15 protein-coding genes and 1 tRNA gene are annotated in these 24,660 nt (G+C 35.8%); 9 read left to right on the top strand and 7 right to left on the bottom strand.

Translation table 11 applies throughout. The features are described from left to right. Positions 1-2: 2 nt before the first annotated feature. From EA412_05605 to EA412_05615, 3 genes are all read right to left on the bottom strand, one after another. The gene (locus EA412_05605) at positions 3-1,763 is read right to left on the bottom strand and encodes a M23 family metallopeptidase (GenBank protein ID TVR79910.1); all 1,761 of its coding nucleotides are present in this window, start codon (positions 1,761-1,763) and stop codon (positions 3-5) included. Beyond that, positions 1,723-2,385: a TIGR00730 family Rossman fold protein gene (locus tag EA412_05610; protein ID TVR79911.1), complete on the bottom strand. Its 663-nt coding sequence runs from the start codon at positions 2,383-2,385 to the stop codon at positions 1,723-1,725. Before EA412_05610 ends, EA412_05605 begins: the two co-directional genes overlap by 41 nt. 69 nt (positions 2,386-2,454) lie before the next feature. After that, positions 2,455-3,921, bottom strand: a complete 1,467-nt coding sequence (locus EA412_05615; protein ID TVR79912.1) for a sodium:solute symporter — start codon at positions 3,919-3,921, stop codon at positions 2,455-2,457. Positions 3,922-4,320: 399 nt separating this feature from the next. Here EA412_05615 and EA412_05620 point away from each other — a divergent pair, with 399 nt between their 5' ends. Genes EA412_05620 through EA412_05630 form a run of 3 tightly spaced genes read left to right on the top strand, consistent with a single transcriptional unit; the run spans position 4,321 to position 11,898 of the window. Then, positions 4,321-5,769 carry a T9SS C-terminal target domain-containing protein gene (locus EA412_05620; protein TVR79913.1) on the top strand — a complete coding sequence of 483 codons (1,449 nt, stop codon included), beginning with the start codon at positions 4,321-4,323 and terminating at the stop codon, positions 5,767-5,769. Positions 5,770-5,772: 3 nt separating this feature from the next. Continuing rightward, positions 5,773-8,997, top strand: a complete 3,225-nt coding sequence (locus tag EA412_05625; protein TVR79914.1) for a hypothetical protein — start codon at positions 5,773-5,775, stop codon at positions 8,995-8,997. Between the two features lie 15 nt (positions 8,998-9,012). After that, positions 9,013-11,898 (top strand): PD-(D/E)XK nuclease family protein, encoded by a 2,886-nt coding sequence (locus EA412_05630; GenBank protein ID TVR79915.1) that lies wholly within the window; start codon positions 9,013-9,015, stop codon positions 11,896-11,898. Between the two features lie 32 nt (positions 11,899-11,930). Here EA412_05630 and EA412_05635 read toward each other — a convergent pair. Then, positions 11,931-12,004, bottom strand: a tRNA-His gene (locus tag EA412_05635). Positions 12,005-12,246: 242 nt separating this feature from the next. Here EA412_05635 and EA412_05640 point away from each other — a divergent pair. The 3 genes from EA412_05640 to EA412_05650 all read left to right on the top strand — a co-directional run bounded on the left by EA412_05640 (position 12,247) and on the right by EA412_05650 (position 16,675). After that, positions 12,247-12,888: an NAAT family transporter gene (locus tag EA412_05640; GenBank protein ID TVR79925.1), complete on the top strand. Its 642-nt coding sequence runs from the start codon at positions 12,247-12,249 to the stop codon at positions 12,886-12,888. Positions 12,889-13,088: 200 nt separating this feature from the next. Beyond that, entirely contained in the window at positions 13,089-15,311 is a 2,223-nt protein-coding gene (gene cadA / locus EA412_05645; GenBank protein TVR79916.1) for a cadmium-translocating P-type ATPase, read from the top strand. 92 nt (positions 15,312-15,403) lie between these two features. Continuing rightward, on the top strand, positions 15,404-16,675 hold the full coding sequence (locus EA412_05650) for a hypothetical protein (protein ID TVR79917.1): 1,272 nt from the start codon (positions 15,404-15,406) through the stop codon (positions 16,673-16,675). Between the two features lie 89 nt (positions 16,676-16,764). On the opposite strand, the gene EA412_05655 is transcribed toward EA412_05650, so the two are convergent. The 3 genes from EA412_05655 to rpsT form a co-directional block, all read right to left on the bottom strand. After that, complete coding sequence (locus tag EA412_05655) at positions 16,765-17,277, bottom strand: TlpA family protein disulfide reductase (GenBank protein ID TVR79918.1); 513 nt, start codon at positions 17,275-17,277, stop codon at positions 16,765-16,767. Between the two features lie 116 nt (positions 17,278-17,393). Then, on the bottom strand, positions 17,394-18,095 hold the full coding sequence (locus EA412_05660) for a JAB domain-containing protein (GenBank protein ID TVR79919.1): 702 nt from the start codon (positions 18,093-18,095) through the stop codon (positions 17,394-17,396). A 55-nt stretch (positions 18,096-18,150) separates the two neighbouring features. After that, positions 18,151-18,411: a 30S ribosomal protein S20 gene (gene rpsT, locus EA412_05665; GenBank protein ID TVR79920.1), complete on the bottom strand. Its 261-nt coding sequence runs from the start codon at positions 18,409-18,411 to the stop codon at positions 18,151-18,153. A 276-nt stretch (positions 18,412-18,687) separates the two neighbouring features. Here rpsT and EA412_05670 point away from each other — a divergent pair, with 276 nt between their 5' ends. From EA412_05670 to lpdA, 3 genes are read left to right on the top strand one after another with little or no spacing between them, the layout of a single operon-like run. Next, positions 18,688-21,399 carry a 2-oxoglutarate dehydrogenase E1 component gene (locus EA412_05670; protein ID TVR79921.1) on the top strand — a complete coding sequence of 904 codons (2,712 nt, stop codon included), beginning with the start codon at positions 18,688-18,690 and terminating at the stop codon, positions 21,397-21,399. A gap of 7 nt (positions 21,400-21,406) precedes the next feature. Then, entirely contained in the window at positions 21,407-22,687 is a 1,281-nt protein-coding gene (odhB, locus tag EA412_05675) for a 2-oxoglutarate dehydrogenase complex dihydrolipoyllysine-residue succinyltransferase (GenBank protein TVR79922.1), read from the top strand. 14 nt (positions 22,688-22,701) lie between these two features. Beyond that, positions 22,702-24,120 (top strand): dihydrolipoyl dehydrogenase, encoded by a 1,419-nt coding sequence (gene lpdA, locus EA412_05680; GenBank protein TVR79923.1) that lies wholly within the window; start codon positions 22,702-22,704, stop codon positions 24,118-24,120. Positions 24,121-24,660: the final 540 nt, after the last annotated feature.

Here is a 24,660-nt window from a genome sequence, read left to right on the forward strand (position 1 = left end):
GGTTATCGTTTAAAGTTTATTATATATTGAAATTTATTTTTGACATTATCTTCAACAGTTAAAAATAATTGATGTTCACCACTTGATAAATCTTCTTCAAAAATATGAAAGAGTAGTTTGTTTTTTGGGTCATACTCCATAAGAATCCATTTCCCGTTTAACTTACCGGTATAAGAACTAATACCACTTAAATCATCTTCAATAGTGAAGGTCATTCTGTCGTAAGTAGTCATATTCTTCCCCTCTCTGATATTCAATGGCCTTATACTAGGAGGAATAGTATCTATTTTTACATAAAACTTTCCAAAATCACGGCTCCTCGCTTTTAAAAATTCGCCTTCCCAGTCGGAAGATAAGTACTGGGGGTTTCCTGAGGAATTCTCATAGCAAATAAAACTTTTAGACCTTAAATGAGCAGGTATATCATAAGGTTTGATTTTTATATCATAAAAATTATGAACAGGAATGTCATTTCGATGAACATGATGTATGGCAGAATGTATGTCTTTTTTAACAGGAGGCGTCCATTCATATTGAAAATAAACAGTATCATAAAAAGAGTAAGCCGGAAATTTCAAATTAATTTCATTTGCTGAAAAGGTGTTTCTCCTGTTGTGAGGAAATAAGGTTAGATTTTCACCCAGCTCGAATATCTCAGCTTCCGAAGGTTCGCTATATTGCAGTACGAAGGATGTTTTACTTACATTTCCTTTAAAATCGGTTACTTCAATTGAAATATTTTGTTTAGTTTCTTGACTCAAATCAATAACTCCCTCATTTCTTGTAAGCTCATACATTGAAAAACGATTGTTGGGTTGCAAGTAGAGCTTATTATACCATTTATTTTTTTTAATTCGGGCATGATAGTCAATATGCGCATTTAAATACCTTGTTTCGGAAAAAGCAAATGTAGAGGCTTTAAAATGGTATAAAAGCTGATTTTCCTGAAATAGTTTTATCTCATAAGGTCCGTTTCTGTTAACAGTACCGGATAAATTATCATAAGCAGAAATGCCCGCACCTATTTGTGTGACATTGACTTTAATAGTATCTTTTGAAAGTGTGTAAACGCCTTTTTGTTGTCTTCTTAGCGGGAAATACATCGGACTTGAAAAATGACGATTCATTCCCAAGGGGTAAATTGCTAAGGATTCCATTACCGGATAATCAGTATCAGAAACGTCAAATCCAAAATATAGAGGGTTAATAGGCATTTGAGTAGCTGTTTCACGTATTTCAAAATGCAAATGCGGGCCCATGGAACTGCCGGTATTTCCTGAAAGACCAATGATATCGCCCTGCTTAACTCTAAACTGGTTTCGGTCGGGGTACAGTTCTATATTAAAACTTTTTTGAGCGTATTGTGCATTTTTGACATAGGCAGACAGTTCCGGAAAAAAATCATTCATGTGAGCATAAACACTCGTATATCCGTTAGGGTGACTAATGTAAATGGCTTTTCCAAAACCGACAGGAGATACATTAACTCTGGAGACGTACCCGTCAGCTACAGCTAATACCGGTAAATCTTCTCTCCTTTGAGTTCTGAAATCGATGCCTGAATGAAAGTGATTGTTTCTCAATTCAGCAAAAGTACCTGTAACCTCTAAAGGAATTTTTAGGGGTGAAATAAAATAATCTTCCGGATGATTATTTCCTGAAATTAATAAGCCGGGTAACAGAAATAAAATCAATACAAAAAGCAGTTTAAGAGCTGCTTTTTTAGAAATTCGGTCTGATAGTATGATACTCGTCTCCTTCATAAAACTTTTTAATTACCTGAACAGCATCTTCAGGATTGTCTGTTAATTGAAATAAATCCATATCCTCAGGAGAGATATTTTGCTCTTTATTTAATAAAGTATCTTTAATCCAGTCTAAAAGAGGTTGCCAAAATGACTCCCCTAACAATACAACGGGCACTTTCTCGATTTTATGTGTTTGTATTAAGGTTAATACTTCAAATAATTCATCTAAAGTTCCAAAACCACCCGGACAAAATATGAATCCCTGAGCATATTTTACAAGCATAACTTTTCTGATGAAAAAATATCTGAAGTTTACAATACTGTCAGGGTCTAAAAATTCATTGGAAAATTGTTCCATAGGTAAATCGATGTTTAACCCAACCGAACGGCCACCCGCTTCATAAGCCCCTTTATTAGAAGCTTCCATAATGCCGGGTCCGCCACCTGTGATGACCCCAAAGCCGATTTCAGTTAAAAGTGAGGCCGACTTAACAGCTTGTTTGTAATATTCATGCTCCTGTGGGGTTCTGGCAGAGCCAAAAATTGATATACATGGACCAATTCGATTTAGTTTATCAAAGCCCTCTACAAACTCAGACATGATTTTAAAAATTTGCCATGAAGATTCGGCCTTCATCTCTGACCATGATTTCTGCTTGAAGTTACTTCTATTTCTATTTTTCACAATTGTTTATTTTTAAGGTTATTAAGGTATGATATCCTGACTGATTTTTGATTTATTTTTCATAATAAATAAAAGCCCGGTAAAGGTTAAAAGTCCGTTTAAAATTAATAATTCAAATCCAAATTGATAGCCCCAAAGTAAGGTATCTGCATGCCTTTGAAGTATAAAACATATTAAAGGCGATGATATTGCAATAAATGGCACCCATCGGTCATAAATGGGTTTGTTTACAAAAAGTCCATAGGCAAATAATCCAAGCAGTGGCCCGTAGGTATATCCGGCAGCTGTGAATATAGCCGTTATTACATTTTCATTATTAATAGATTTAAAAATCATTATTACGGCAAAAACTGCAACAGCCACCACTATGTGCATTTGTTTGCGAAGACGGACCTGCCCTTCCTTGCTTTTTTTATCAATATCTAAAACATCAATACAAAGTGAAGTAGTTAAGGAAGTCAGTGCCGAATCAGCGCTGGAATATGCCGCTGCAATAACACCCAGCACAAAGAAAATGCCGGCAATAAGCTGTAAATGTCCGTCAACGGCTAACGTAGGGAAAAAATAATCTGTCATTTCAGGTACCGAAAGATTTTTGGCTGTTGCCAGCATAAAAAGCATTGCGCCTAAAACAACAAAAAGGAAGTTGACAAATACCTGAACTATGCTGAAGGTGATCATGTTTTTTTGCGCTTCACCTATGTTTTTACAAGTCAGGTTTTTCTGCATCATATCTTGATCTAAACCGGTCATAACTATTGCAATGAAAATACCGCTGGTAAATTCTTTCCAGAAAAACTTAGAGGATCCGGGATCGAAAAAGAACATCTTACTGTAGCCCGAGTTTTTTATTTCAGCAGGAAGTGATAACAGGCTTATGTTTAAATCTGATGCAATTGTAATAATACATACCACTACAGCCACCAACATAAAAAAAGTCTGAAGCGTATCCGTCCATATAATTGTTTTTATACCTCCTTTTCGGGTATAGAGCCAAATTAACAATATTGTAAAACCCACGGTTACAGAAAAAGGAATATTAAAATTATCAAAGATTAATATTTGCATAACCAAAGCAATCAAAAACAGCCTGAAAGCAGTACCTATAGTTCTTGAAAGCAGAAAAAAGAATGCTCCGGTTTTGTATGTGTAAAACCCGAATTTCTTGAGATATGAGTAAATAGTGATTAAATTGAGCTTATAGTATAGAGGTAAGAGCACGCCGGCAATAATAAAGTACCCAATTACATATCCGAAAATGATTTGCATATAAGCAAACTGATTGCTGCCTACCCAACCCGGCACTGAAATAAATGTTACTCCGGAAAGAGAGGCTCCAATCATACCAAAGGCAACTACAAACCAGGGTGATTTTCGGTTTGCTATAAAAAAAGCATCATTCCCGGCATTCTTAGATGTTAGGCGGGAAATAAAAATTAATATCAGAAAATAAACAGCAATTAAGAATACAATTAGTGAGAAAGGCATTTATATTGTATTATTTTAAAAAAAGTAAAGGTAAAATTATTCTCAAAATAAAAGCATCTGAACTTAAAAATGAAATTGCTTTAAGTTTTTTACTAACGTGAAAGGAAGTTTTTTTTATTTAAACTATGCATTCATAAAGTCCTCTGTACTTTTGCAGTTGTTACTTTTAGGTATACAGACTTTCAAACCTTAAAATTTTTTTTTAAGGCAGGAAAAATTATATTTTAATACTCATGGATTCAGTAAAGTAAGTTAAAAAAATATATGTTTGCATAAGAGTTGATTGGATTTAAAAATTCGCTGAAATATTGTAATTTTATAGATTGAATCAGCATTTTTAATATTAGTTAAGGCTTAATTTTAAAAAATTTTTATCTAAAAAAGTAAAAGAATTAAAAAATGAAAAAGCTAAAACTTATCTTATTGCTTCCCTTTTTATTTTGCAGTTTATACACACAGGCAATACAAATAAATAATTTAACTGTTTGGCCTCAAAATCCAACGACCAATGATTTTATATCTTTTTCTGTAGATATTACAGCCAACACCTCACCTTGTAATCCAATATTGGTTGATACTTCTTTTAGTGCCAATCAGTTTAACTTTAATGTACAACATGAACAGGGTATGTTAATGGTGATTTGTAACAGAACCGATACCTATAATTTAGGAAATCTTCCGGCCGGAACTTATACTTTGTATCACAGAGTTTTTCAGGTAGGTGGGAATGACAGCGATATTCTTGTTCAGTTTACAGTTACAGAAGTTGGAGGTACTCCGTCTCCGGAATTTAACTTTTCAGAATTCGGGATGAACAGCTATTGTATGGGAGACACTATCGGATTTGAAGCCATAGCAGAAAATTTCGATAGTTTAAATAGCTTTAGTGTGAATGTTATACGTGAAAGTGACGGTCAATCTACTTCTGTTCCTTCACTTATTACAAACCAAGACAGTTTGTGGTCTTTTTCTGTACCTGTTAACGAAATTAATTTTAATGCAGGAGATGCTTATTCAGTTCAGGTTGAGAGTTCTTCACCCTCTCAGTTATTTACGGATACCTCCGTTTTTTTGATTAAAGATATTCCCCCGGCTCCCGTATGGTTAGCTGCCGATACTGCTTTTTGTGAAGGGGATTCAATTGGAGAATTTTTATTTAATGTATATAATGAAGATTATGCCTTAAACTGGATAACTAATCCTGCTAATTCTGTTCAAAATATGAATATAGTGGATGATGCCATATCAGTTGAGGTTCCGGATGCTTTTACCGGAAATTTCTCTTTAGCACTCTACAGTACGAACATTTGCGGTGATTCTGAACTTTCTAATGAGCTCGATATAGAAATTAATGCAAAGCCGGTAGTTGCTATTATTGATTCCGGAAACTATATATTTTCGGTTGCAGAAAGTGGAAATGTAAACTGGTATATTAATGGAACGCCGGCAATGGGAAACCCGACATCAGAAATTGATATTGAACCCTACATTACACCTGATCTGGACTCTATAAAATTAAAAGTAGTTTATAAAGATGAAAATACTTGTGAGGCTGAAGATGAGCTATTGGTGATTATTACAGATGTACAGGAAAGAAATGTCATTGAAGACTTTCTTTTAGTTTATTCAGGGAATGGATATTTAATAATTGAGAATAATTATTCCAAACCTATCCGGAATGTAAACATTTACAGTGTTTCCGGACAAAAGTTATTTGAATATCAAAGAATTTCTTCCGGAGAGAAAGTATTACTGAATAATCTTCCTTTTCATCTTCCCGGAATTTATATTTTGGAATTAAATATCAACGATAATAATCGAATTTTAAAGAAAGTCCACTACCATTAAAATATGGAAAAATTAAAAGGTACCGGGGCGCAATTTATAAAAGCATCAGCAGGAAGTGGCAAAACTTTTCGGCTTGTGCTTGAGTATATTGCTTTGGCTTTTCAAAATAATAATTCCTTTAGAAATATACTTGCAGTAACTTTTACGCGGGCAGCAACCCGCGAAATGAAAGAGCGGATTATTGAAGAGTTGACCATCATTGCATGTGAAGAGGACTCTGCAATGAAAGAAATTTTGAAACTTACCGGAGGTTATTCAGACAAAGTAATTTCAGCTAAGGCAAATAATTTGCTGAAAGAGATCCTTTTTCATTACGGCTGGTTTGAAATCAGTACTATCGACAGCTTTTTTCAAAAACTGATTCGGGCCTTTGCCAGAGAATTAAACATTCCAATGGGCGCTCTTATTGAAATTGATCAGCAAAAAGTGATTAAAGAAGTTACGGCTAACCTTTTTGAATCCTATGGAAAACAGGATTTTAAAAATTTAAAAAAATGGATTAGACAATTTATTGCAGAACAACTTAATAGCGGAAAATCATGGAACATAGAGTATGCTTTAGCATCGCTGGCATCAGAAAGCCTTAAGGAAAAGGCAATTAATATGCCTGAAAATGAAGACGCTGAAAATCTGCTAAAAACTTCCGATAAAATCATTTCAACTTTTACCGATCAAATGAAAGCTTACGGTGAGCAAGCTTTGGAAATGATCACAAACTATCAACTAACAATAGAGGATTTTTCTTACGGAAAAAGTGGATTTGCCAATTATTTTAAAAAAATAGCCTCAACTTCTCAAATAGTCAAAACCTATGAAATTGGGCTACGTGTTTATAAAGCACAGGATGATGTGGATACATGGTATGGGAAAAAGTCTCAACGGATAGATGATATTCTGAACTGCGCCAATAGCGGGCTCCACTCTCTACTTTGTGAAATAATCTCATTTCAGGAGGCTCATTACCCTGAGTTTATTACAGCCATGCAAATTAAAAAAAGCGTTTATGCGCTGGGCATAGTATCCTATTTTCATCATTTTCTCCGAAACTACAGAAAAGAAAAAGACACCTTACTCATTTCTGATAATACTGAATTACTGAATAGACTGGTAGCTTCTTCAGACGTACCTTTTATATACGAGAAATCCGGTCTTTATCTGAATCACATTTTAATAGATGAATTTCAGGATACCTCTGCTATGCAATGGCAAAACTTTCTTCCTTTAATCAACAATAGCTTATCCCAAAATAATAAAGTCTTATTGGTAGGTGATGTCAAGCAATCTATTTACCGGTTCAGGGGCGGAGATATGCAGCTTTTACTAACTAAAGCGGAGGAAGACTTAGGTTTTTTTGAAATTAATTCCGAGACTCTGGAAGTTAACAGAAGAAGCTATCCGGCTATAGTACATTTTAATAACTTTCTGTTTAGTTCTATACCGGGAAGAGTGGATGCCGGAGTGTTTGGAGGGGAGATATTCAGAGATACTATTTTAAAAGCATATTCAGATGCTGTACAAAAGTTCAGTAGAGGAAGTTTAGAGAATTGCGGATATGTGGAACTTACAATATCCGAAGAAAAAGAAGTAAATCATATAAATGAAGAGGATGATATTGAGACTATCCGGGCTTATAAAGCTTATGTAACAGATTGTATTGAAAAAGCAGTTAATAATGGTTTCCATTTCAGGGATATTTGTATATTAATCCGCAATAATCGTCAGGGCAAAGAAATAGCCGAGTGGTTGAAATTCAACAATATTCCGGTAGTTTCAAAAGAGTCTCTACTTTTATCAAGTTCTCCTGCGGTGAAATGTTTTATATCATTTATGAAATGGTTGGCAGAGCCTAAAAATGAAGAAGCTTTATTATATACGCTTAACTTTTTACTGGAAAATGATTTTTTCATAGATTACAAAACCTATCATTCACTACTTAAAAATAAAACAGAAGCTATTGATTTACTTTTTGAATCTACAGGGCACAGCAAAAAAGAGTTACTGTCTTTTCCATTACTGAAGCTAACGGAGAAAATTATTTACGCCTTCAATTTGGTTCCGGAACCGGATATGTATATGCAGCGCTTGACGGATTTTGTGATGGAGTCAAATCGTTTGTACGGACCGGACTTAATTAGCTTTTTAGAATTCTGGGAAGAGAAAAAAGAACGGCTTTCAGTAGTGACTTCATCTGATGAAGATGCTATCACTATAATGACCATTCACAAATCAAAAGGATTACAGTTTCCGGTAGTGATTTTACCGGATATCGATTATGATTTAAATCCGCACAGAGAAACCTATTTATGGGTCATGCCGCAATTAGAAAATATGCAGTTTGAAAAGCAGGTTCCTGTAAAATCTTCTCCGGCACTTGAGCAAAGCACCCTTTCAAATGAGTATCTTTTGGAGCGCAATCTCTTTATGTTGGATAATTTGAACCTGCTTTATGTGGCAACTACAAGAGCCGAAAAATGTATGTTTATTCGATTCAATTGTACCCGAAAAAATCGTTCAAGTCCTAAAATTCAGGAATTAGGTCAGGTAATTTTCGCAGAGGCCACAACCGATGTTTTTACCTCAGAGGATGCAAAGAAGGAATGGAAGGAGCTACAGAAAATGAATATTTCAACAAAAGAGAATAATGCAGTTTACAGTTTTGGAAAGTTGGACTTTGAATTAAAAAAATACATTAAATCCAAAGGAATTAGCATTAAAAACTGGCACATAGGGCAGGCCGTTCCAACGCTTAAGCTGAAAAGAAGCTGGCAAAAAGATGCCGGTCGGCAAAGTGATGAAAATTTGTCAGCTTTAGAAAGAGGAAAGCTGATACATGAAATTTTAGAAGAAATCCTGACTCCCTCGGACATAAATGAAGTGATAGAAAAAAAATGCAGGGAATATTCAGTTAAAAAATTGGGAGAATCAGAAATCAGAAAAAAATTAGAACATTTATTTCAACTGAAAACTGTTCAGGATTGGTTTAGTGGACGGTGGAAATTAATTCGGGAGCAGGAAATACTAATGCCGGGAGGGGAGATGTTTCGTCCTGATAGGGTTATGATTGAAGGAGAGAAAGCGGTAATCGTTGATTTTAAAAGCGGAGAAGCCCGAAAAATTTATGAAAAACAATTACTAAATTACAAAAATTCATTGGAAGAAATGGGTTATAAAGAGGTCGAAGCACATATACTGTATTTTGATGAAGCCAGAATTGAAAGCATATTATAAAACTACTATAGAAGCATGCAATCCGACTATTTTTTAAAAAGTGTTTACAACGAAATAAAGGAATCTTTTGGTGAGGATACTGAGAACCTGACGTTGATTTTTCCGAACAGAAGAGCCGGTTTGTTCTATAAGAAGGGGATGGCAGAAATCATTACTAAACCTGTTTGGTCACCCGAAGTGTACGGTATTCAGGATTGGATAAAAGAAGTTTCCGGGCTCACCATCGCAGAACCGCTGGAGTTGATTATTGAATTATACAAGGCCGGAAAAGGGAAAATTGCTCATGCAAGCTTTGATGAATTTCTGACCTGGGGTGAAATGATTGTAAAGGATTTTGATGAAATTGATAAATACCTGATTAATGCAGAAGATTTTTTCGGGCATTTATACGAATTGAAAAAAATTGACAGTCTCTTTGAAGATGATTTACAAAAAGAAGCTGCTCAGCAGTTTCTAGATGTGCTTTGGAATGATGAGGGCAGCGGGGAAGAAAGCTTCAAAAAGGACTTCAAAAAATGGTGGATGCAAATTGGGGAAGTATATAAAGTGTATCGGAAAAATCTCATCAATGAAAACATAGTCTACGAAGGAATTGCATATCGAAATATAGCGGAGTCTCCCGAAAAACATTTTAACCACCTCAATAAACAACAAAAATTTGTATTTGCAGGCTTCAATGCTCTGAACCCGGCTGAGGAGAAAATTATTCAATATCTTAAGAAAAACTTTCAAACACTCTATTTAACAGATATTGACAAAGCCTTTCTTGAGGATGAAAAGCATGATGCTGCATATTTTTTTAGAAAAAAAACAAAACTCAGCTCGGATAATAAACCTTTTCAAAATTGGCAGACAATACCCAAGGATATTTATTCTTATGGTGTGCCACTCAGAATTGGCCAATGCAAGATAGCCGGAAATATACTTAAGGAAATCAGCCTGAAATCACAAGGAAAAAAGACTAAAAAACAAAGTTTTATTCCGAACACTGCCGTAGTTTTGGCAGATGAGCATTTGCTTGTCCCTCTTTTACAAAACATCCCTGACGATATTGGAACGGTCAATATCACTATGGGATATCCGCTTAAAGAAAGCCTCACAGCTTCTCTGATGGAGCAGCTTATCAAGTATCGGAAAACGATTTATCTGCATGATGATGAGGTTCTGTTTCACCGGGCTTTTTTGGTAAATTTACTTTTTCACCCGATAGCTGCAAAAATTTTAGATAAGCACGATCCGAAAATTTTCTCTGATAAAATTAAGAAATTTACCTTTCAGATTACGGCTAAGGATATACAAGACTTAAAGCTGCCGGAGCCTTTTTTAAATATTTTACTGGAAGTTTCTGAGCCCTTTCAATTTTTAGAAAATCTGGATGCCTTTTTTAGTTATGTTTTACAGCTGTTTCATGAAGAAAAAGAGGAGGATACGGCTGAAATGGAATGCATATATAAATTTGTATTGCAGGTAAGAAAAATGAGGGATCTATTTGAGCGTTATGATATTCAGATAAACGCTTTGAGCTTATATCAGTTGCTGACACAAATTTTGCAAACACAACGTGTCCCTTTTGAAGGAGAACCCTTGGGAGGATTGCAGTTAATGGGATTTTTAGAAACCCGTTGCCTGGATTTTGAAAATATCATTATTTTGGGAGCAAATGAAGGAAACTTACCTCCATCCGGACAGCGAAAAAGCTTTATTCCTTATCATGTACGTAAAGCATTTGGTTTGCCGTTGGCAGAAGAACAGGAATCTGTTGTTTCATATCATTTTTACAGACTTTTATCCAGAGCCCGGAATATTTACATGCTCTATAATTCCGAAAGTGCCGATGATAGCCTTACAGAAGGAGAAAAAAGTCGATTTATTCAACAAATACAAGTGCTAAAAAAGCTTGATAAAGAAAATGAGTTAAAAAATATTTCTTTACATGCTGCATCACAAAATATTAAGTTCAGACAGGAAATTATCAAGGAAAGGGAAATAAAGAAAACGGAAGACTTATTTAAAACGCTGTTTAGGTATACCCATCCGAAAAATGTTTTATACCCCACTCATATTATCACCTATTTGAAAGACCCGGTGAAATTTTATTTTCGTCATATTTTGAAATACCAGGATAACACGGAGAAAAAAGAGATCGATCCTGCTCTGTTTGGAAGTATTTTTCACGAAAGTATGGATGTTTTATATCAGGGGCTTATAAAAAAAGAAATACATTCAGAAGACCTTGTAGATGTTGCAAAAAACAGCCGGGAAGTTTTGACTAAGCAATTTAAAAGATTGCATAAAGTGCGGGATATCAAAGGGAAAGATTTGATGGTTTTTGATGCAATAGAAAACATGTTGGCCCTTATGATAAAGGGTGATTTGGAAAATTTGCCTTTTAGAATTGAAATGCTTGAAGAAAGAAATACCCTGCTCACTCAGTTAGAAATAAAAGTAAATAACCGTCCTATCCGAATAAATTTGAACGGGAAAGCTGACAGAGTACAATTAAGAGGAAATGTAACTGAAATAATAGATTATAAAACAGGTAGGGATGAAATTCGAAAGGCAGTAGATTTTTCTACGGATGAAGCTCAGGAAATATTTTTGGACGAAATTTTTCAGCAAACCGAAAAGAACTCAGCCCGTTTTCAAACAATGATGTATGCCTGGTTGTATGCCCGAAAATTTCAGCAAACGGAAAATATCAATGCGGGGATTATCTCAACGAAAAGGTACAAACCTGAGATGCTGGCCATAGAAAGTATTCCGCCTGAGCTGTTCGACCGCTTTGAAGAGCGTTTAATTGAGGTTTTTCAGGAAATCTTTAATAAGGATATCCCTTTTAAGGCGAATTATGATATCGTAGAAAGAGACGAGTGGAATGCTTATTCGGCCTATAAAAAGTAAAAGCCGCTACAAAAATGTAACGGCTTTCGAAGGGTGACCGAGGGGATTTGAACCCCCGGCCTCCAGAGTCACAATCTGGCACTCTAACCAACTGAGCTACGGCCACCATGTAAAAAGAGTCACAAAAATACAACAATTATCAAATGCAACAAACAAATTATTGCGAAATGTTTTAACGGCTTTTACGACATTTCAGGAATGTTTTAAATACATTTCAAAAATGAATAATTTTCGTTTAAATCTTTGATACTTTTAGCATATTTGAGTGTTTTTAAAAGTGTTTATTATAAAAATTGTTGTAAATTAAATTTTTCACCGGAAAATAAAATTATGGAAATTATAGAAATCATACAGACTACACTTACATACCTATTAGTGACTATTGCCGGTATTTTTGTAATTGTAAATCCTTTGACTACTGCTTTTATTTTTCTCTCACTGACTACTAAAATGTCTCAACAACAAAAAAAAGAAATCGCCATGAAATCAACTAAGATTTCAACTAGTATCTTTTTTGTTTTTGCTTTATTGGGGGGTATTATTTTCCAGTTGTTTGGAATCACCCTTGCTGCATTTAGAATAGCCGGTGGAATTATTTTATTCGGTATAGCTATGGGAATGTTAACCAAAAAGGAAAGTGAAGAAAAACCGGATACCGAATCGGAAGGTAAAATTTCTGATGATATTTCAATTATTCCATTGGCAATCCCATTTATAAGCGGTCCCGGTTCAATAGCAACTGTAATGATACTTACCAGTGAAGCGCCTACGATTTATCATACAGCCTTGGTTTTTGTAGCAGTTTTAATTACTACTGTAAGTTGCTATTATTCAATGGTCTATTCAAAAGTGATAGTAAAATATTTAGGTGAAGCAGGTAAGCAAATCATTACTAAGATTTTTGGTTTGATATTAGCTGTTATTTCCGTACAATTTGTCATTAATGGAATCACAAATGTACTTATAGATTTAGGTGTTTTAAATCCTTAAAACAGCTTTAAAGAGCGAATGTTTGAAATCGTTCATTTCAGATTTTTTTATTAAGTTCTATTTTTAAATTCAATTTAAACGGAAAAATTTATTGCTTTTTATTTTATAGTTTCCTTTTAAAGGATTTATGAAAATTAAAGTCCTTAATTTTGAATCTTTAAAATGAAATAGCCGTTCTTTAAGAGAATTAGATAAAATTTATGGAAAAAAGGAAAATAATCAATTGGCGGGTAGAGGGGATGACGTGTTCAAACTGTGCACTGGGGGTCACCCGATTTTTGGAGAAAAAAGGCCAGAAGTCGGTAGTGGTTGATTTTGCAAGTGATGAGGTTCAATTCGATTATGTTGGAGAAGAAGATTTAGATAGTCTGGCAAAAGGAATTGAAAAACTGGGATATAATGTTGAAAAAGAGGTAAAGCAAGAAGACAAGGAAGGTAGCTTCATTTCGAAGCTGACAAGTTTAGAAAAAAAGTTTTATTTCACACTCTTTTTCACGATTCCTCTTTTTTCTCATATGTTTTTGCCTTTTCATTTTTTACATAATCCACTTGTACAACTTATACTTTGTATACCGGTTTTTTTAGTCGGTTTTGCTTTTTTTGGAAGAAGTGCTCTGTCCTCCTTGAGGGCAGGTGTTCCCAATATGGACGTATTGATTTTTATCGGATCAACTGCAGCTTTTGTCTATAGCCTTGCAGGAACTATTGCATTTTGGGGCACTCCTGAAGTAGGTAATTATCTTTTTTATGAGACTTCTGCAATGATTATCACTCTTGTACTTATGGGTAATGTGCTGGAGCAAAAGGCAGTTAAAAAAACAACTACAGCCCTCTCAGAATTAGCAAAATTAAAAGTTGAAACGGCCAGATTGGTTAAAACGGAAAATGGTCAGCAAATTGAAAAAATTGTCTCCTTGTCAAAAGTAGAGGCCGGTGATATATTAAATGTATTAAGTGGTGAAGCGGTTCCCGTGGATGGGGAAATAATTAAGGGGGAAGCCAACATAAACGAGGCTATGATAAGCGGTGAATCAGTGCCTGTAGAGAAAAAGAAGGGAGATGCGGTTATCGGCAGCACTCTATGTGAATCCGGTAATTTTCGGATGAAGGCAACAGCAGTTGGGGAGGAGATGGTCTTATCCAGAATTATTCGAATGGTTAAAGATGCCCGAAGTGAAAAGCCTTCCGTGCAGAAATTAGCAGATAAAATTAGTGGCATTTTTGTGCCTCTTGTCTTGACAATTGCCCTGGCGACTTTTTTGGTTTGGTTTTTTCTGATTGATGTCAGCTTTGCCCGCTCATTAATGATTAGTATTGCTGTCTTAGTTATTGCCTGCCCTTGTGCTCTTGGGTTAGCTACTCCAACAGCTGTAATGGTAGGAGTTGGGCGGGCTGCAAAAAAAGGAATATTGATTAAGGGAGGAGAAACTATGGAAGTCTTTTCGAAAATAAAATATATTGTTTTTGATAAAACAGGTACTTTAACAACCGGTAAATTTTCACTGAAAGCAAAGAAAGTACTGGAAGGAACTGAAAAAAAGTTTGATAGTATTTTATATGCTATTGAAAGCAAGTCTACTCATCCTTTAGCAAGTTCATTAATGTCAAGTCTGGAACAGCCTCTCAAGCTTGCAGATCTTACAGATATAAAAGAAGTTAAGGGGAAAGGGATGACAGCCAAAAGTAAAGACGGAGTTGTACTTGCCGGTTCATTTGCCTGGATGCGTGAAAAAGGAATTAGTGTAGAGCCCGGTCACAATATATATTTGGCGATTGACAAAACTTGTTTAGGCTGGGTAGATCTGGAAGATCAAATTAGATCTAATGTCTCTGAAACTATAGAGTTTTTTAAATCCCGGGGAATTGAACCCGTAATACTAAGTGGCGATTTAAAAGAACGTACACACTCAATAGCCACTGAATTAGGCGTTGAAAAGTATTATGCAGAAAAACTCCCGGAAGAAAAACTGGATGTTATCAAACGCCTGAAATTAAACGGGAAAACAGCAATGGTGGGAGATGGCATTAATGATGCTCCGGCATTGGCTTTGGCCGACGTGGGAGTTTCTCTGGGAAATGCAACTGAAGTAGCTATACAGTCCTCTCAGATAGTGTTGTTAAGCAGTGATTTTTCAGTATTAAAACATGCTTTTGAAGTCAATAGACATACATTACTTACAATCAAGCAAAATTTATTTTGGGCATTTTTCTATAATGCTTTTGCAATTCCGGTAGCCTCAATGGGGATGCTTAGTCCAATGATTGCTGCCTTAAGTATGGCTTTCTCTGATGTGATTGTTATTGGTAACTCATTACGTTTAAAAATTAAGAAAATCGGTTTTTCAAGTCCGAACAAAAATTTAAAAGCAAAGCCCGGGAAAATGCCCACAGATATCAAAACTAAAGAAGCAATGGGAGTTTGATTTTACGTATTTATCGTATTCAAAATAGCTTTTTTATTAAATAATCAAATTTTCTCAATACTTTTGAAGCTTAACCTCAATGTAGGAAATAAATGCTGCCTTCTTTTAAAGAAATTTTGGCTTACGGGCATCAATTAAGCGAAAAAAAAGCTGTTAAACAAACGGGCTTACTTTTTTCTGCTCAAATAGCTATAATATTTATAGGCTACTTTATCAAAGCTATTCAAACCCGAACACTGGGAGCTGAGGATTATGGTTTGTATGCTTTTTTTGGTACCCTTACCAGTTTGCTGGTGATTTTTTTCAATTTTGGAATCTATCCTTCTATTCAGGTCTTGATTGCTGAACAAAAAGAAAAGTTAGCCGAAAGACGATTGATAGGTATTGGAATAATCCTTTCGGGTCTTTTGGGATTGGCCTTTTCCTTTTTACTGATTATACTCAGCTTTTTTATAGATAGCTGGTTTAATATTGTTTTTGGAGATGCTCTGAGAATAGTAGCTGTGCTTTGTTCGATTCTGCCTTTCAGGTATTTGTTTCAGGCTGTTAGTACGGGAACGGGTAATGTGAGTTGGTTTGCTTATTTCGATTTATTTTCCAAAGTATTTTTCTTTCTTTTTTTACTTCTTTTCTGGTGGTTCTTTGAGATAAGCCTTGTCAATGTGATGATTATTAATATGGTTGGCTTTTTTATAGCATTAACGCTGTTGTGGAAAACGTTGAATCCTTCTTTCTCGGCTTTGAAACCGGTATGGAGTCAGCTGATTAATAAAGTCAAAACCTATGGGCTTAATTACTACTGGGGATTTGTTGCCAACCTGAGCACCTTTAAAGCTGATGCTTTATTTATTTCTTATTTCGTGAACACGACACAATTGGGGTTCTATACCCTTGCCTCTATACTTTGTTCACCGATGATAATGCTTAGCCAGGCAGTGGCATCAGCAATGTTTAAAAGTTTCTCTTCCCGTGCAATGATTCCTTCAAAATTACTGTGGGCAAATTTTTTATGGTTGTCGTTTTGTATTGCTTTTCTTTACTTAGCCGGGGATTTTATAGTGACTATAATATTTGGAGCTGATTTTAGTGAGGTAGCAAAATATTTAGTGCCGGTATCTATCGCTTTCTTTTTTCAGGGTATGTATCAGCCATATAATTTTCTTGCTGCCAAATCTCAGGGAAAAGCAATTCGAAATGTTTCTTTGGCGGAGGCTCTTATTAATATCAGTGGAAATATTTTGTTGATAGCTATTTTGGACTACGGGGTAATGGGAGCTATTTACACGAGTATTTTCGCAAAAATGTTCCACTATTTCGGGATGCTGTATTATTATCGTCTGTATCAAAGAGGGGTAAAAGAATAAAATGAATTGTGGGTATATTTAAAAAAGATCTTAGCTTTTCTGATACTGTATATTTTCTAATACTAATTTAAATAAAAAAGATGCCTTCATCAGTTTTTTATCAGATTCTTTATTTTTTCTTCCAGTATAAACTCATCACCCTCTACATATCCGGAATGTGTATATACGATCCGGCCATCCTGATTTACTAAAACTGTAAAGGGGATAGTTTGAAAATTAAGATGACGCTTCATGTCCTGATTGGTATCCAGCAATACTTCAAAGTCCCAGTACTGGCTGTTTACATAAGAGCGGACACGGCCAACATTACGTGTGTCATCAATGGAGATGGCCAAAACCTCCAGGTTGTAATCTTCGCGCCAGTCATCATAAATGTCAGAAATGTTTGCCAGTTCTCTTTTGCAGGGGGCACACCATGTAGCCCAAAAAGCAATAACCGTTATTTTTTCATTTTTACCAAAAGAAGATATATTTACCCGGGAGCCATCCATTTTTTGTAGTTCAACATCCGGCAAGTGTTGACGACCAATGTTTTCAGATTGAGCAAAAGACTGGCTGACGGTCATAGCCAATGCAAATAGTAGGGTGATTGTAATTTTCATTATTCAGTTTTTAACAGCTAAAAAGAGTTTTGATTCTTTTATTTGATTATAAATATAGTAAATTTTAATTTGCAGAATCACAATTTTTTTAATTATTACAGTTCAAAAACTATGCCTTAAATATATCCTTCATCAGCAAAGCTAAAATAGGCCTTATCTGTAAAGATTAAATGATCAAAGAGATAAACGTCCAGATAGGATGCGGCTTCTTTAATTTTTTTAGTAAGACTGATATCTGCCTGACTGGGTTTTAGACTGCCACTCGGGTGGTTGTGAGCTAAGATAATTGCATTGGCAATTAGTTCAACAGCACGTTTTAAAATAATTTTCGGGTCTGCTACAGTACCGGTAGAGCCGCCCAGACTTATGCGTTCACTTTTTATTACAATATTTGAACGATTCAGATACATTACCCAGAATTCTTCATGGGGCAAATCTATAAACTTTGCTTGAAGCAGGTCAAAAACATCTTTACTGGACGTTATTTTCGAACGGGGAAGGCTTTGTTTAGCATTTCTTCTGATGCCTAATTCCAAAGCAGCGATAAGTGTTATAGCTTTTGCTTCTCCAACTCCGTGGTATTTATTGACGATTTGGTCAATAGATATTTTCGCTAACTTATCTAAATCATTATCAACATCTGAAAGTATTTTTTTGGAAAGTTCCAGGGCGCTGCTTTTTCGACTGCCACTACGCAATAAAATGGCCAGCAGCTCAGCGTCAGAAAGGTTTTTTCTCCCCAATTTCATGAGCTTTTCCCTGGGGCGGTCATCTTCAGCCCAGGACTTAATGGAATGTCCTGAAAAAAAATTATCCATATCTGAAATTTTCAAATATGGATAAATATATAAAATTATTTTTAAATCGGGAAATTTACTTTGCCGCTATTTTAGCATTCACTCTTTTCGTTAATTTCGATTTAATGTTTGCAGCTTTGTTTTTATGGAATACACCAATCTTCGCCAACTTATCTATCATAGAGATAGTTAAAGGCAATTTTTCTTTTGCTTCATCAGCTTCTGCGGCGTCAAGACGACGCATCATGTTACTGGTTGTCTTCTTGTAATACCTGTTATGAAGTCTTCTCTTCTGTATTTGTCTGATTCTTTTCTTTGCCGACTTGTGATGTGCCATGAATATTAATTTTTAAACGTCCGCAAAAATAGAATTATATTTTTTAAAAAACAAAGATTTTAAAGTTTTTACAAAAAAAATGATACTATAAGTTCAGAATAGAGGTTGAAGTTATCAAAAGTAAGTGTACGAATCACAACTATTTTTTGATTAAATCGAAGTATTTGTAAATTGTAAAAATATAATTAATCATTTTTCGTGAATGAAAATGATATTTTTATGTGTGAATTTATTGAAAATACACGATATTTGTAGCAAATTCATCCCCTATCAGCCATGGACAATTTTTCATTTATTTCAAATGCGCATCCCTCATACCTGGAATCAATGTACCGGGATTATAAAAAAGACCCTAATACTATTGATCAGGAATGGAGGCTTTTCTTTGAAGGCTTCGATTTTGCCTTAAAGAACTATGATACTAAAAGTAATGGTCAGGTTTCGCTCGATGAGGTAAAAGTTTGGAGCCTTATTCAAGCTTATCGTAAAAAAGGGCACTTGTTGTCTAAAACAAATCCTATACGCGAAAGAAAAGACAGAAATGCTGAATTGGATATTAAGTATTTCGGCTTAGACGAAAAAGATTTAGACAAAGAATTCGTCATAGGCAAAAAGCTGGGGCTGCAAAATCCTACTTTAAGAAATATAGTTGATCACCTTCAAAAAGCGTATTGCCGTTCCATAGGAATTGAATTTACGCATATTAATGATGAAGCCATTCAGGATTACTTCATCGAGAAAATGGAAAATAAATACTTTTCCATTCAGTTTTCGCTGGAAAAGAAAAAAAGAATCTTTCAGAAGTTGAATGAAACAGTTGCTTTTGAAAAGTTTTTACATACAAAATATATAGGTCAGAAACGTTTTTCACTTGAAGGCGGAGAAACCACTATCCCGGCTTTAGATGCGATTATAAACCACAGTGCCGATTTAGGTACCGAAGAGGTTGTAATAGGGATGGCACACAGAGGTCGTTTGAATATTTTGGCAAATTTACTGGGCAAGACCTACGGTCATATTTTCAATGAGTTTGAAGGAAATGTCATGCCGGACTTAACAATGGGTGACGGAGATGTGAAATACCATCTTGGATTTTCTTCTGAAATTGAAACACCTTCCGGTAAAACAGTAAATCTGAAACTGGCACCTAATCCTTCTCATCTGGAAGCAGTAAATCCGGTAGTGATTGGTTACTGCCGGGCCAAAATGGATCTTTTATATAATTATGATACCAATAAAGCGCTGCCCATTTTAATTCACGGAGATGCTGCTTTGCCCGGGCAAGGGGTTGTTTATGAAGTTGCCCAGATGTCTCAGTTAAAAGGTTATAAAGTAGGTGGAACCATACATTTTGTGATAAATAATCAGATTGGTTTTACCACCGATTTTGATGATGCACGATCATCTGTGTATTCAACAAGTGTTGCTAACACTATAGATGCACCAACCTTACACGTGAATGGAGATGATGTTGAAGCGGTGATTTTTGCCGTTGAAATGGCAGCCGAATTTAGAAATAAATTTAAGAGAGATATTTTTATTGATATGGTTTGCTACAGAAAACATGGTCATAATGAATCGGATGACCCTAAGTTTACGCAACCTTCTTTGTATAATATCATTGAAAAACATAACAATCCAAGAGAGATTTATTCTAAAAAGCTGATTGATAGCGGCTCTATGCAGGCTGAATTAGCGAATGAAATGAACGAGGATTTTTGGAAAATGCTTCAGGAGCGTTTAGATATGGTCAAACAAAAACCATTGCCTTATCATTATCAGGAACCGGAAAAAGCCTGGAAAACTCTGAGAAAATCTAAGCCCTTAGATTTTGAAAAATCACCTTCTACCTCTATAGATAAAAGGGTTTATGATTTGATTTTTAATAAAATATTTGAAACTCCAAAGGACTTTACTCCGCTTCGAAAGATTAAGCGCCTGAATGATCAAAAAAAGAAATTACTGGAAAATAATCAGCTCGACTGGGCACTTGCAGAATGGTTAGCTTACGGATCCTTATTGTTGGAGGGGCATCATGTTCGCATGAGTGGACAAGATGTTAAAAGAGGCACTTTCTCTCACAGGAATGCCATACTCTATGATGAGAAAAGTAGTGAAGAGTTTAACAGGTTAAACGATTTATCAAAGGGTCAGGGAAAATTCAGAATTTACAACTCATTGCTTTCAGAATTTGGAGTACTTGGGTTTGAATATGGTTACTCACTGGCATCTCCGGAAGGTTTAACAATTTGGGAAGCTCAGTTCGGAGACTTTTCTAATGGGGCGCAAACCATTATTGATCAGTTTATAGTTTCTGCTGAAAGCAAATGGCAACGAATGAGTGGATTAGTTATGTTGCTGCCTCACGGTTATGAAGGTCAAGGCCCGGAACATTCATCGGCAAGATTGGAGCGCTTTTTACAACTGAGTGCCGAATTTAATATATGTGTATTAAATTGTACCACGCCGGCTAACTTTTTTCATGCAATCAGAAGACAATTAAGTTGGCCATTCAGAAAGCCTCTGGTGGTAATGTCACCTAAATCTTTGTTAAGACATCCGGAATGTATTTCGCCTGTTGAAGATTTTCTGGAAGGTTCATTCAAAGAAATTTATGACGATGCTGCAGCCTCAAAAAAGCCAGCTTCTGTAAAGCGTGTTTTGCTTTGCAGTGGTAAAATCTATTATGAATTAAAGAAGAAAAAAGCGGAAACAAAAAGAAATGACATTGCAGTTGTAAGAATAGAACAACTTTATCCATTGCCATTTAAGCAGTTGGATGCAATCGTTAAAAAGTATAAGAATGCCGAATTTTTCTGGATACAGGAAGAGCCGGCAAATATGGGTGGCTGGGTATATTTGTTGAGTTGTTACAATACTGTTCAGCTGAAGCTAATCGCGAGAAAATCAAGCGCTTCACCGGCTACCGGATATGCAAAAATACATCAGGAAGAACAAGACGATATTTTAAATAAAGCTTTTAACTAAAAATTATATGGCTACAGAAATAAAAGTACCTACAGTAGGGGAGTCAATCTCAGAAGTGACGCTCGCTGAATGGTTGGTAGAAGACGGAGATATAGTAGAAATGGATCAGGTTCTTTGTGAGCTGGAGTCTGATAAAGCAACTTTTGAACTTACGGCAGAGGTTCCCGGAAAAATAAAGTTAATTGCCGAAGCAGGACAGGACCTCAATATCGGAGATGTTGTTTGCACTATAGAAAAATCTGAGGAAAAGCCAACAGCAAAAAAATCTGATACTAAAGAAGAACAAAAGGAAGAAAAAGTTTCTGAAGGTGAAAAGTCTGAAAAGGTAGAAACAGAAGAAAAGGCAGACACTTATGCTAAATCTCACCCATCACCTGCTGCCTCAAAAATTTTAACAGAAAATAATTTAGACCCTGAAAAGGTAAAAGGCAGTGGAAAGGATGGCAGAATAACCAAGGAAGATGCCTTAAAAGCAGTAGAAAATAAATCTGACGATAAAAAAGCAGATACTACAAAAGGTGAATCTTCTTCTAAAGTGTTTACCGGAGGAGAATTCAGCAGAGAGCACAGGCAAGAAAAAATGTCTAAGTTAAGACAGACAATCTCAAAAAAATTGGTAGCTGCAAAAAATGACACGGCCATGCTTACCACCTTTAATGAGGTTGATATGGGTCCGGTGATGGCTATCCGAACAAAGTATAAAGAGGCTTTCAAGAAGAAATTTGATGTAAATCTAGGGTTTATGTCCTTTTTTACAAGAGCCTGCTGCATAGCTTTACAAGAATTTCCTGCTGTAAATGGTAAAATTGAAGATGATACTACTATCGTTTTACACGATTATTGCGATATATCGATAGCTGTTTCTACCCCACGCGGATTGGTTGTACCGGTAATCAGAAATGCCGAATCGCTTTCTATAGAAGAAATAGAAAAGAAAGTAATGGATTTGGCAATCAGAGGTAGAGATAATAAACTTTCTATAGATGAAATGACCGGAGGAACATTTACTATAAGTAATGGAGGAGTTTTTGGCTCTTTAATGTCTACTCCAATCTTAAACGCTCCTCAGTCTGCAATCCTGGGAATGCATAAAATTCAGGAACGCACTATGGTGATTGATGGAGAAATTGTCATTCGTCCAATGATGTATCTGGCCCTTTCCTATGATCACCGTATTATTGATGGTAAGGAAAGTGTTACCTTTTTAGTAAAAGTAAAAGAGCTTTTAGAAAAACCTGAATTCTTATTGCACGGTGAAGATCCGGCAAAACTATTATTAGGACTATAAAAAAATATTATAAGATGGAATTTGATGTTGTAATTATTGGGTCAGGCCCGGGTGGATATGTAGCAGCTATTCGATGTGCACAGCTTGGAATGAAAACAGCTATAGTAGAGCGATATAAAAATCTTGGGGGCACTTGTCTCAATGTAGGTTGCATTCCGTCAAAAGCACTGCTCGACTCTTCAGAACATTATCATAATGCTCACAGTGTTTTTAGTGACCACGGTATTAAATTAAAAGATTTGAGCGTGGATATGCCTCAAATGATAAAGCGCAAAGCCGATGTGGTAAAGCAAAATAGTGATGGCGTCAGTTTTTTAATGAAAAAAAATAAAATAACGGTATTCAACGGTCACGGGACTTTTAAAGATAAAAATACCGTAATTGTAAAAGCCGAAAAGGGGGATGATAAAGAATTAAAAGCCTCTAAAATTATAATAGCTACAGGTTCTAAGCCTGCCAGTATTCCAAATGTAGAAATTGATAAAAAGAGAGTAATTTCCTCTACTGAAGCCCTTGAATTAAAGGCTGTACCTAAAAAAATGGTCGTAATTGGCGGGGGAATCATCGGGAGTGAATTGGGTAGTGTTTATGCTCGTTTAGGGTGTGAAGTTACAGTGCTTGAGTACATGGATACACTTATCGCTTCTATGGATAAGGATTTGGGAAAAGAGCTTAAAAAATCACTGAGCGGAATCGGAATAGATGTAAAATTGAAATATAAAGTTACCGGAGTCAGTACAAAAGGGAAAACAGTGACGGTAACAGCTGAAAACCCTAAAGGGGAAGAAGAAAAATTCACAGCGGATTACTGTTTGGTAGCTGTGGGTCGTAAGCCATATACAGATAACTTAGGTTTGGATAAAATCGGAGTTGAAACTGATGACAGAGGTCGCATACCTGTAGAAGACCATTTATTTTGCAAAGACAAAGACGGAAAAAAAATTGACAACATCATCGCCATTGGAGATGTTATCAAAGGCCCTATGTTGGCGCATAAAGCGGAGGAAGAGGGCATGTATGCCGCAGAAGTATTAGCCGGTCAAAAGCCACACATAAATTATCTATTAGTACCGAGTGTTGTCTACACCTGGCCGGAAGCTGCGGGTGTCGGATATACCGAACAAGAATTGAAAGAGCAGAAAAAATCTTATAAATCGGGTACATTTCCTTTCAAGGCCAGTGGTCGTGCAAGAGCCAGCGGAGATATTGACGGACTCATAAAAGTACTTGCAGATAAAGAAACAGATGAAATCTTAGGTGTACACATGATTGGCCCCAGAGTAGCTGATTTAATTGCTGAGGCTGTTGTAGCTATGGAATATCGTGCTTCAGCAGAAGATATCGGTCGTATTTGTCATGCTCATCCAACCTATACAGAAGCTTTTAAAGAAGCTTGTCTTGCGGCTACGGATAACCGTGCACTACATATGTAGTTTGTAGTGTTTTTTCAAACTTTTATTTAAAAAGTGCATCTTTACTGCTTTCTGTAATGCTGACGATAGGAAGCATCTCTGTATATGCATAGTAACAGTTGATTGATAGGTAGATAGGTGTCTGAGCGGAGTCGAAGTCAGCGGACTAGAAATTATGCAAAATCTAACTTAAGAAACAGCCTTATAACATTGAATGCCAGCCGGAGGCTGATCAACACTTACGCTCGCGAGACGCAGAGCGAAATCGGTCTCTAAATTAATACGGAGACTCTTCGCTACCACTCAGAGTGACAACTGATTTCAGGGAGCTCCCTCTACATTTTCCATTTTCCATCAAAAAAAATCGCGGCTGAAATTCCTCCTTGACCCGCAATGCTTTCACTTGCTAAATAAAAAAAACACCAATGCACCTATCCGAGGAGGGAAATTTGAGCGGCAAACTTCTTGGAATTTGGTCTTCTTGGGACTTTTTCTGCTTTTTATCAAGAAAAAAGATTAAAGAGAAAAGGATGTATTCTCGTTTTTAATAAAGGTTTTTTA

It is taken from the genome of Chitinophagaceae bacterium, assembly GCA_007695095.1.
Classification (GTDB): Bacteria; Bacteroidota; Bacteroidia; order Chitinophagales; family REEL01; genus REEL01.

What these genes read in the sequence shown, in the direction of transcription:
- EA412_05620 (TVR79913.1), top strand. Translation starts at nt 4,321, where the DNA reads ATGAAAAAGCTAAAACTTATCTTATTGCTTCCCTTTTTATTTTGCAGT.
- EA412_05650 (TVR79917.1), top strand. Translation starts at nt 15,404, where the DNA reads ATGCTGCCTTCTTTTAAAGAAATTTTGGCTTACGGGCATCAATTAAGC.
- odhB (TVR79922.1), top strand. Translation starts at nt 21,407, where the DNA reads ATGGCTACAGAAATAAAAGTACCTACAGTAGGGGAGTCAATCTCAGAA.
- rpsT (TVR79920.1), bottom strand. Translation starts at nt 18,411, where the DNA reads ATGGCACATCACAAGTCGGCAAAGAAAAGAATCAGACAAATACAGAAG.
- EA412_05615 (TVR79912.1), bottom strand. Translation starts at nt 3,921, where the DNA reads ATGCCTTTCTCACTAATTGTATTCTTAATTGCTGTTTATTTTCTGATA.
- EA412_05670 (TVR79921.1), top strand. Translation starts at nt 18,688, where the DNA reads ATGGACAATTTTTCATTTATTTCAAATGCGCATCCCTCATACCTGGAA.
- EA412_05630 (TVR79915.1), top strand. Translation starts at nt 9,013, where the DNA reads ATGCAATCCGACTATTTTTTAAAAAGTGTTTACAACGAAATAAAGGAA.
- EA412_05605 (TVR79910.1), bottom strand. Translation starts at nt 1,763, where the DNA reads ATGAAGGAGACGAGTATCATACTATCAGACCGAATTTCTAAAAAAGCA.
- EA412_05625 (TVR79914.1), top strand. Translation starts at nt 5,773, where the DNA reads ATGGAAAAATTAAAAGGTACCGGGGCGCAATTTATAAAAGCATCAGCA.
- EA412_05660 (TVR79919.1), bottom strand. Translation starts at nt 18,095, where the DNA reads ATGGATAATTTTTTTTCAGGACATTCCATTAAGTCCTGGGCTGAAGAT.
- cadA (TVR79916.1), top strand. Translation starts at nt 13,089, where the DNA reads ATGGAAAAAAGGAAAATAATCAATTGGCGGGTAGAGGGGATGACGTGT.
- lpdA (TVR79923.1), top strand. Translation starts at nt 22,702, where the DNA reads ATGGAATTTGATGTTGTAATTATTGGGTCAGGCCCGGGTGGATATGTA.
- EA412_05610 (TVR79911.1), bottom strand. Translation starts at nt 2,385, where the DNA reads ATGAAGGCCGAATCTTCATGGCAAATTTTTAAAATCATGTCTGAGTTT.
- EA412_05655 (TVR79918.1), bottom strand. Translation starts at nt 17,277, where the DNA reads ATGAAAATTACAATCACCCTACTATTTGCATTGGCTATGACCGTCAGC.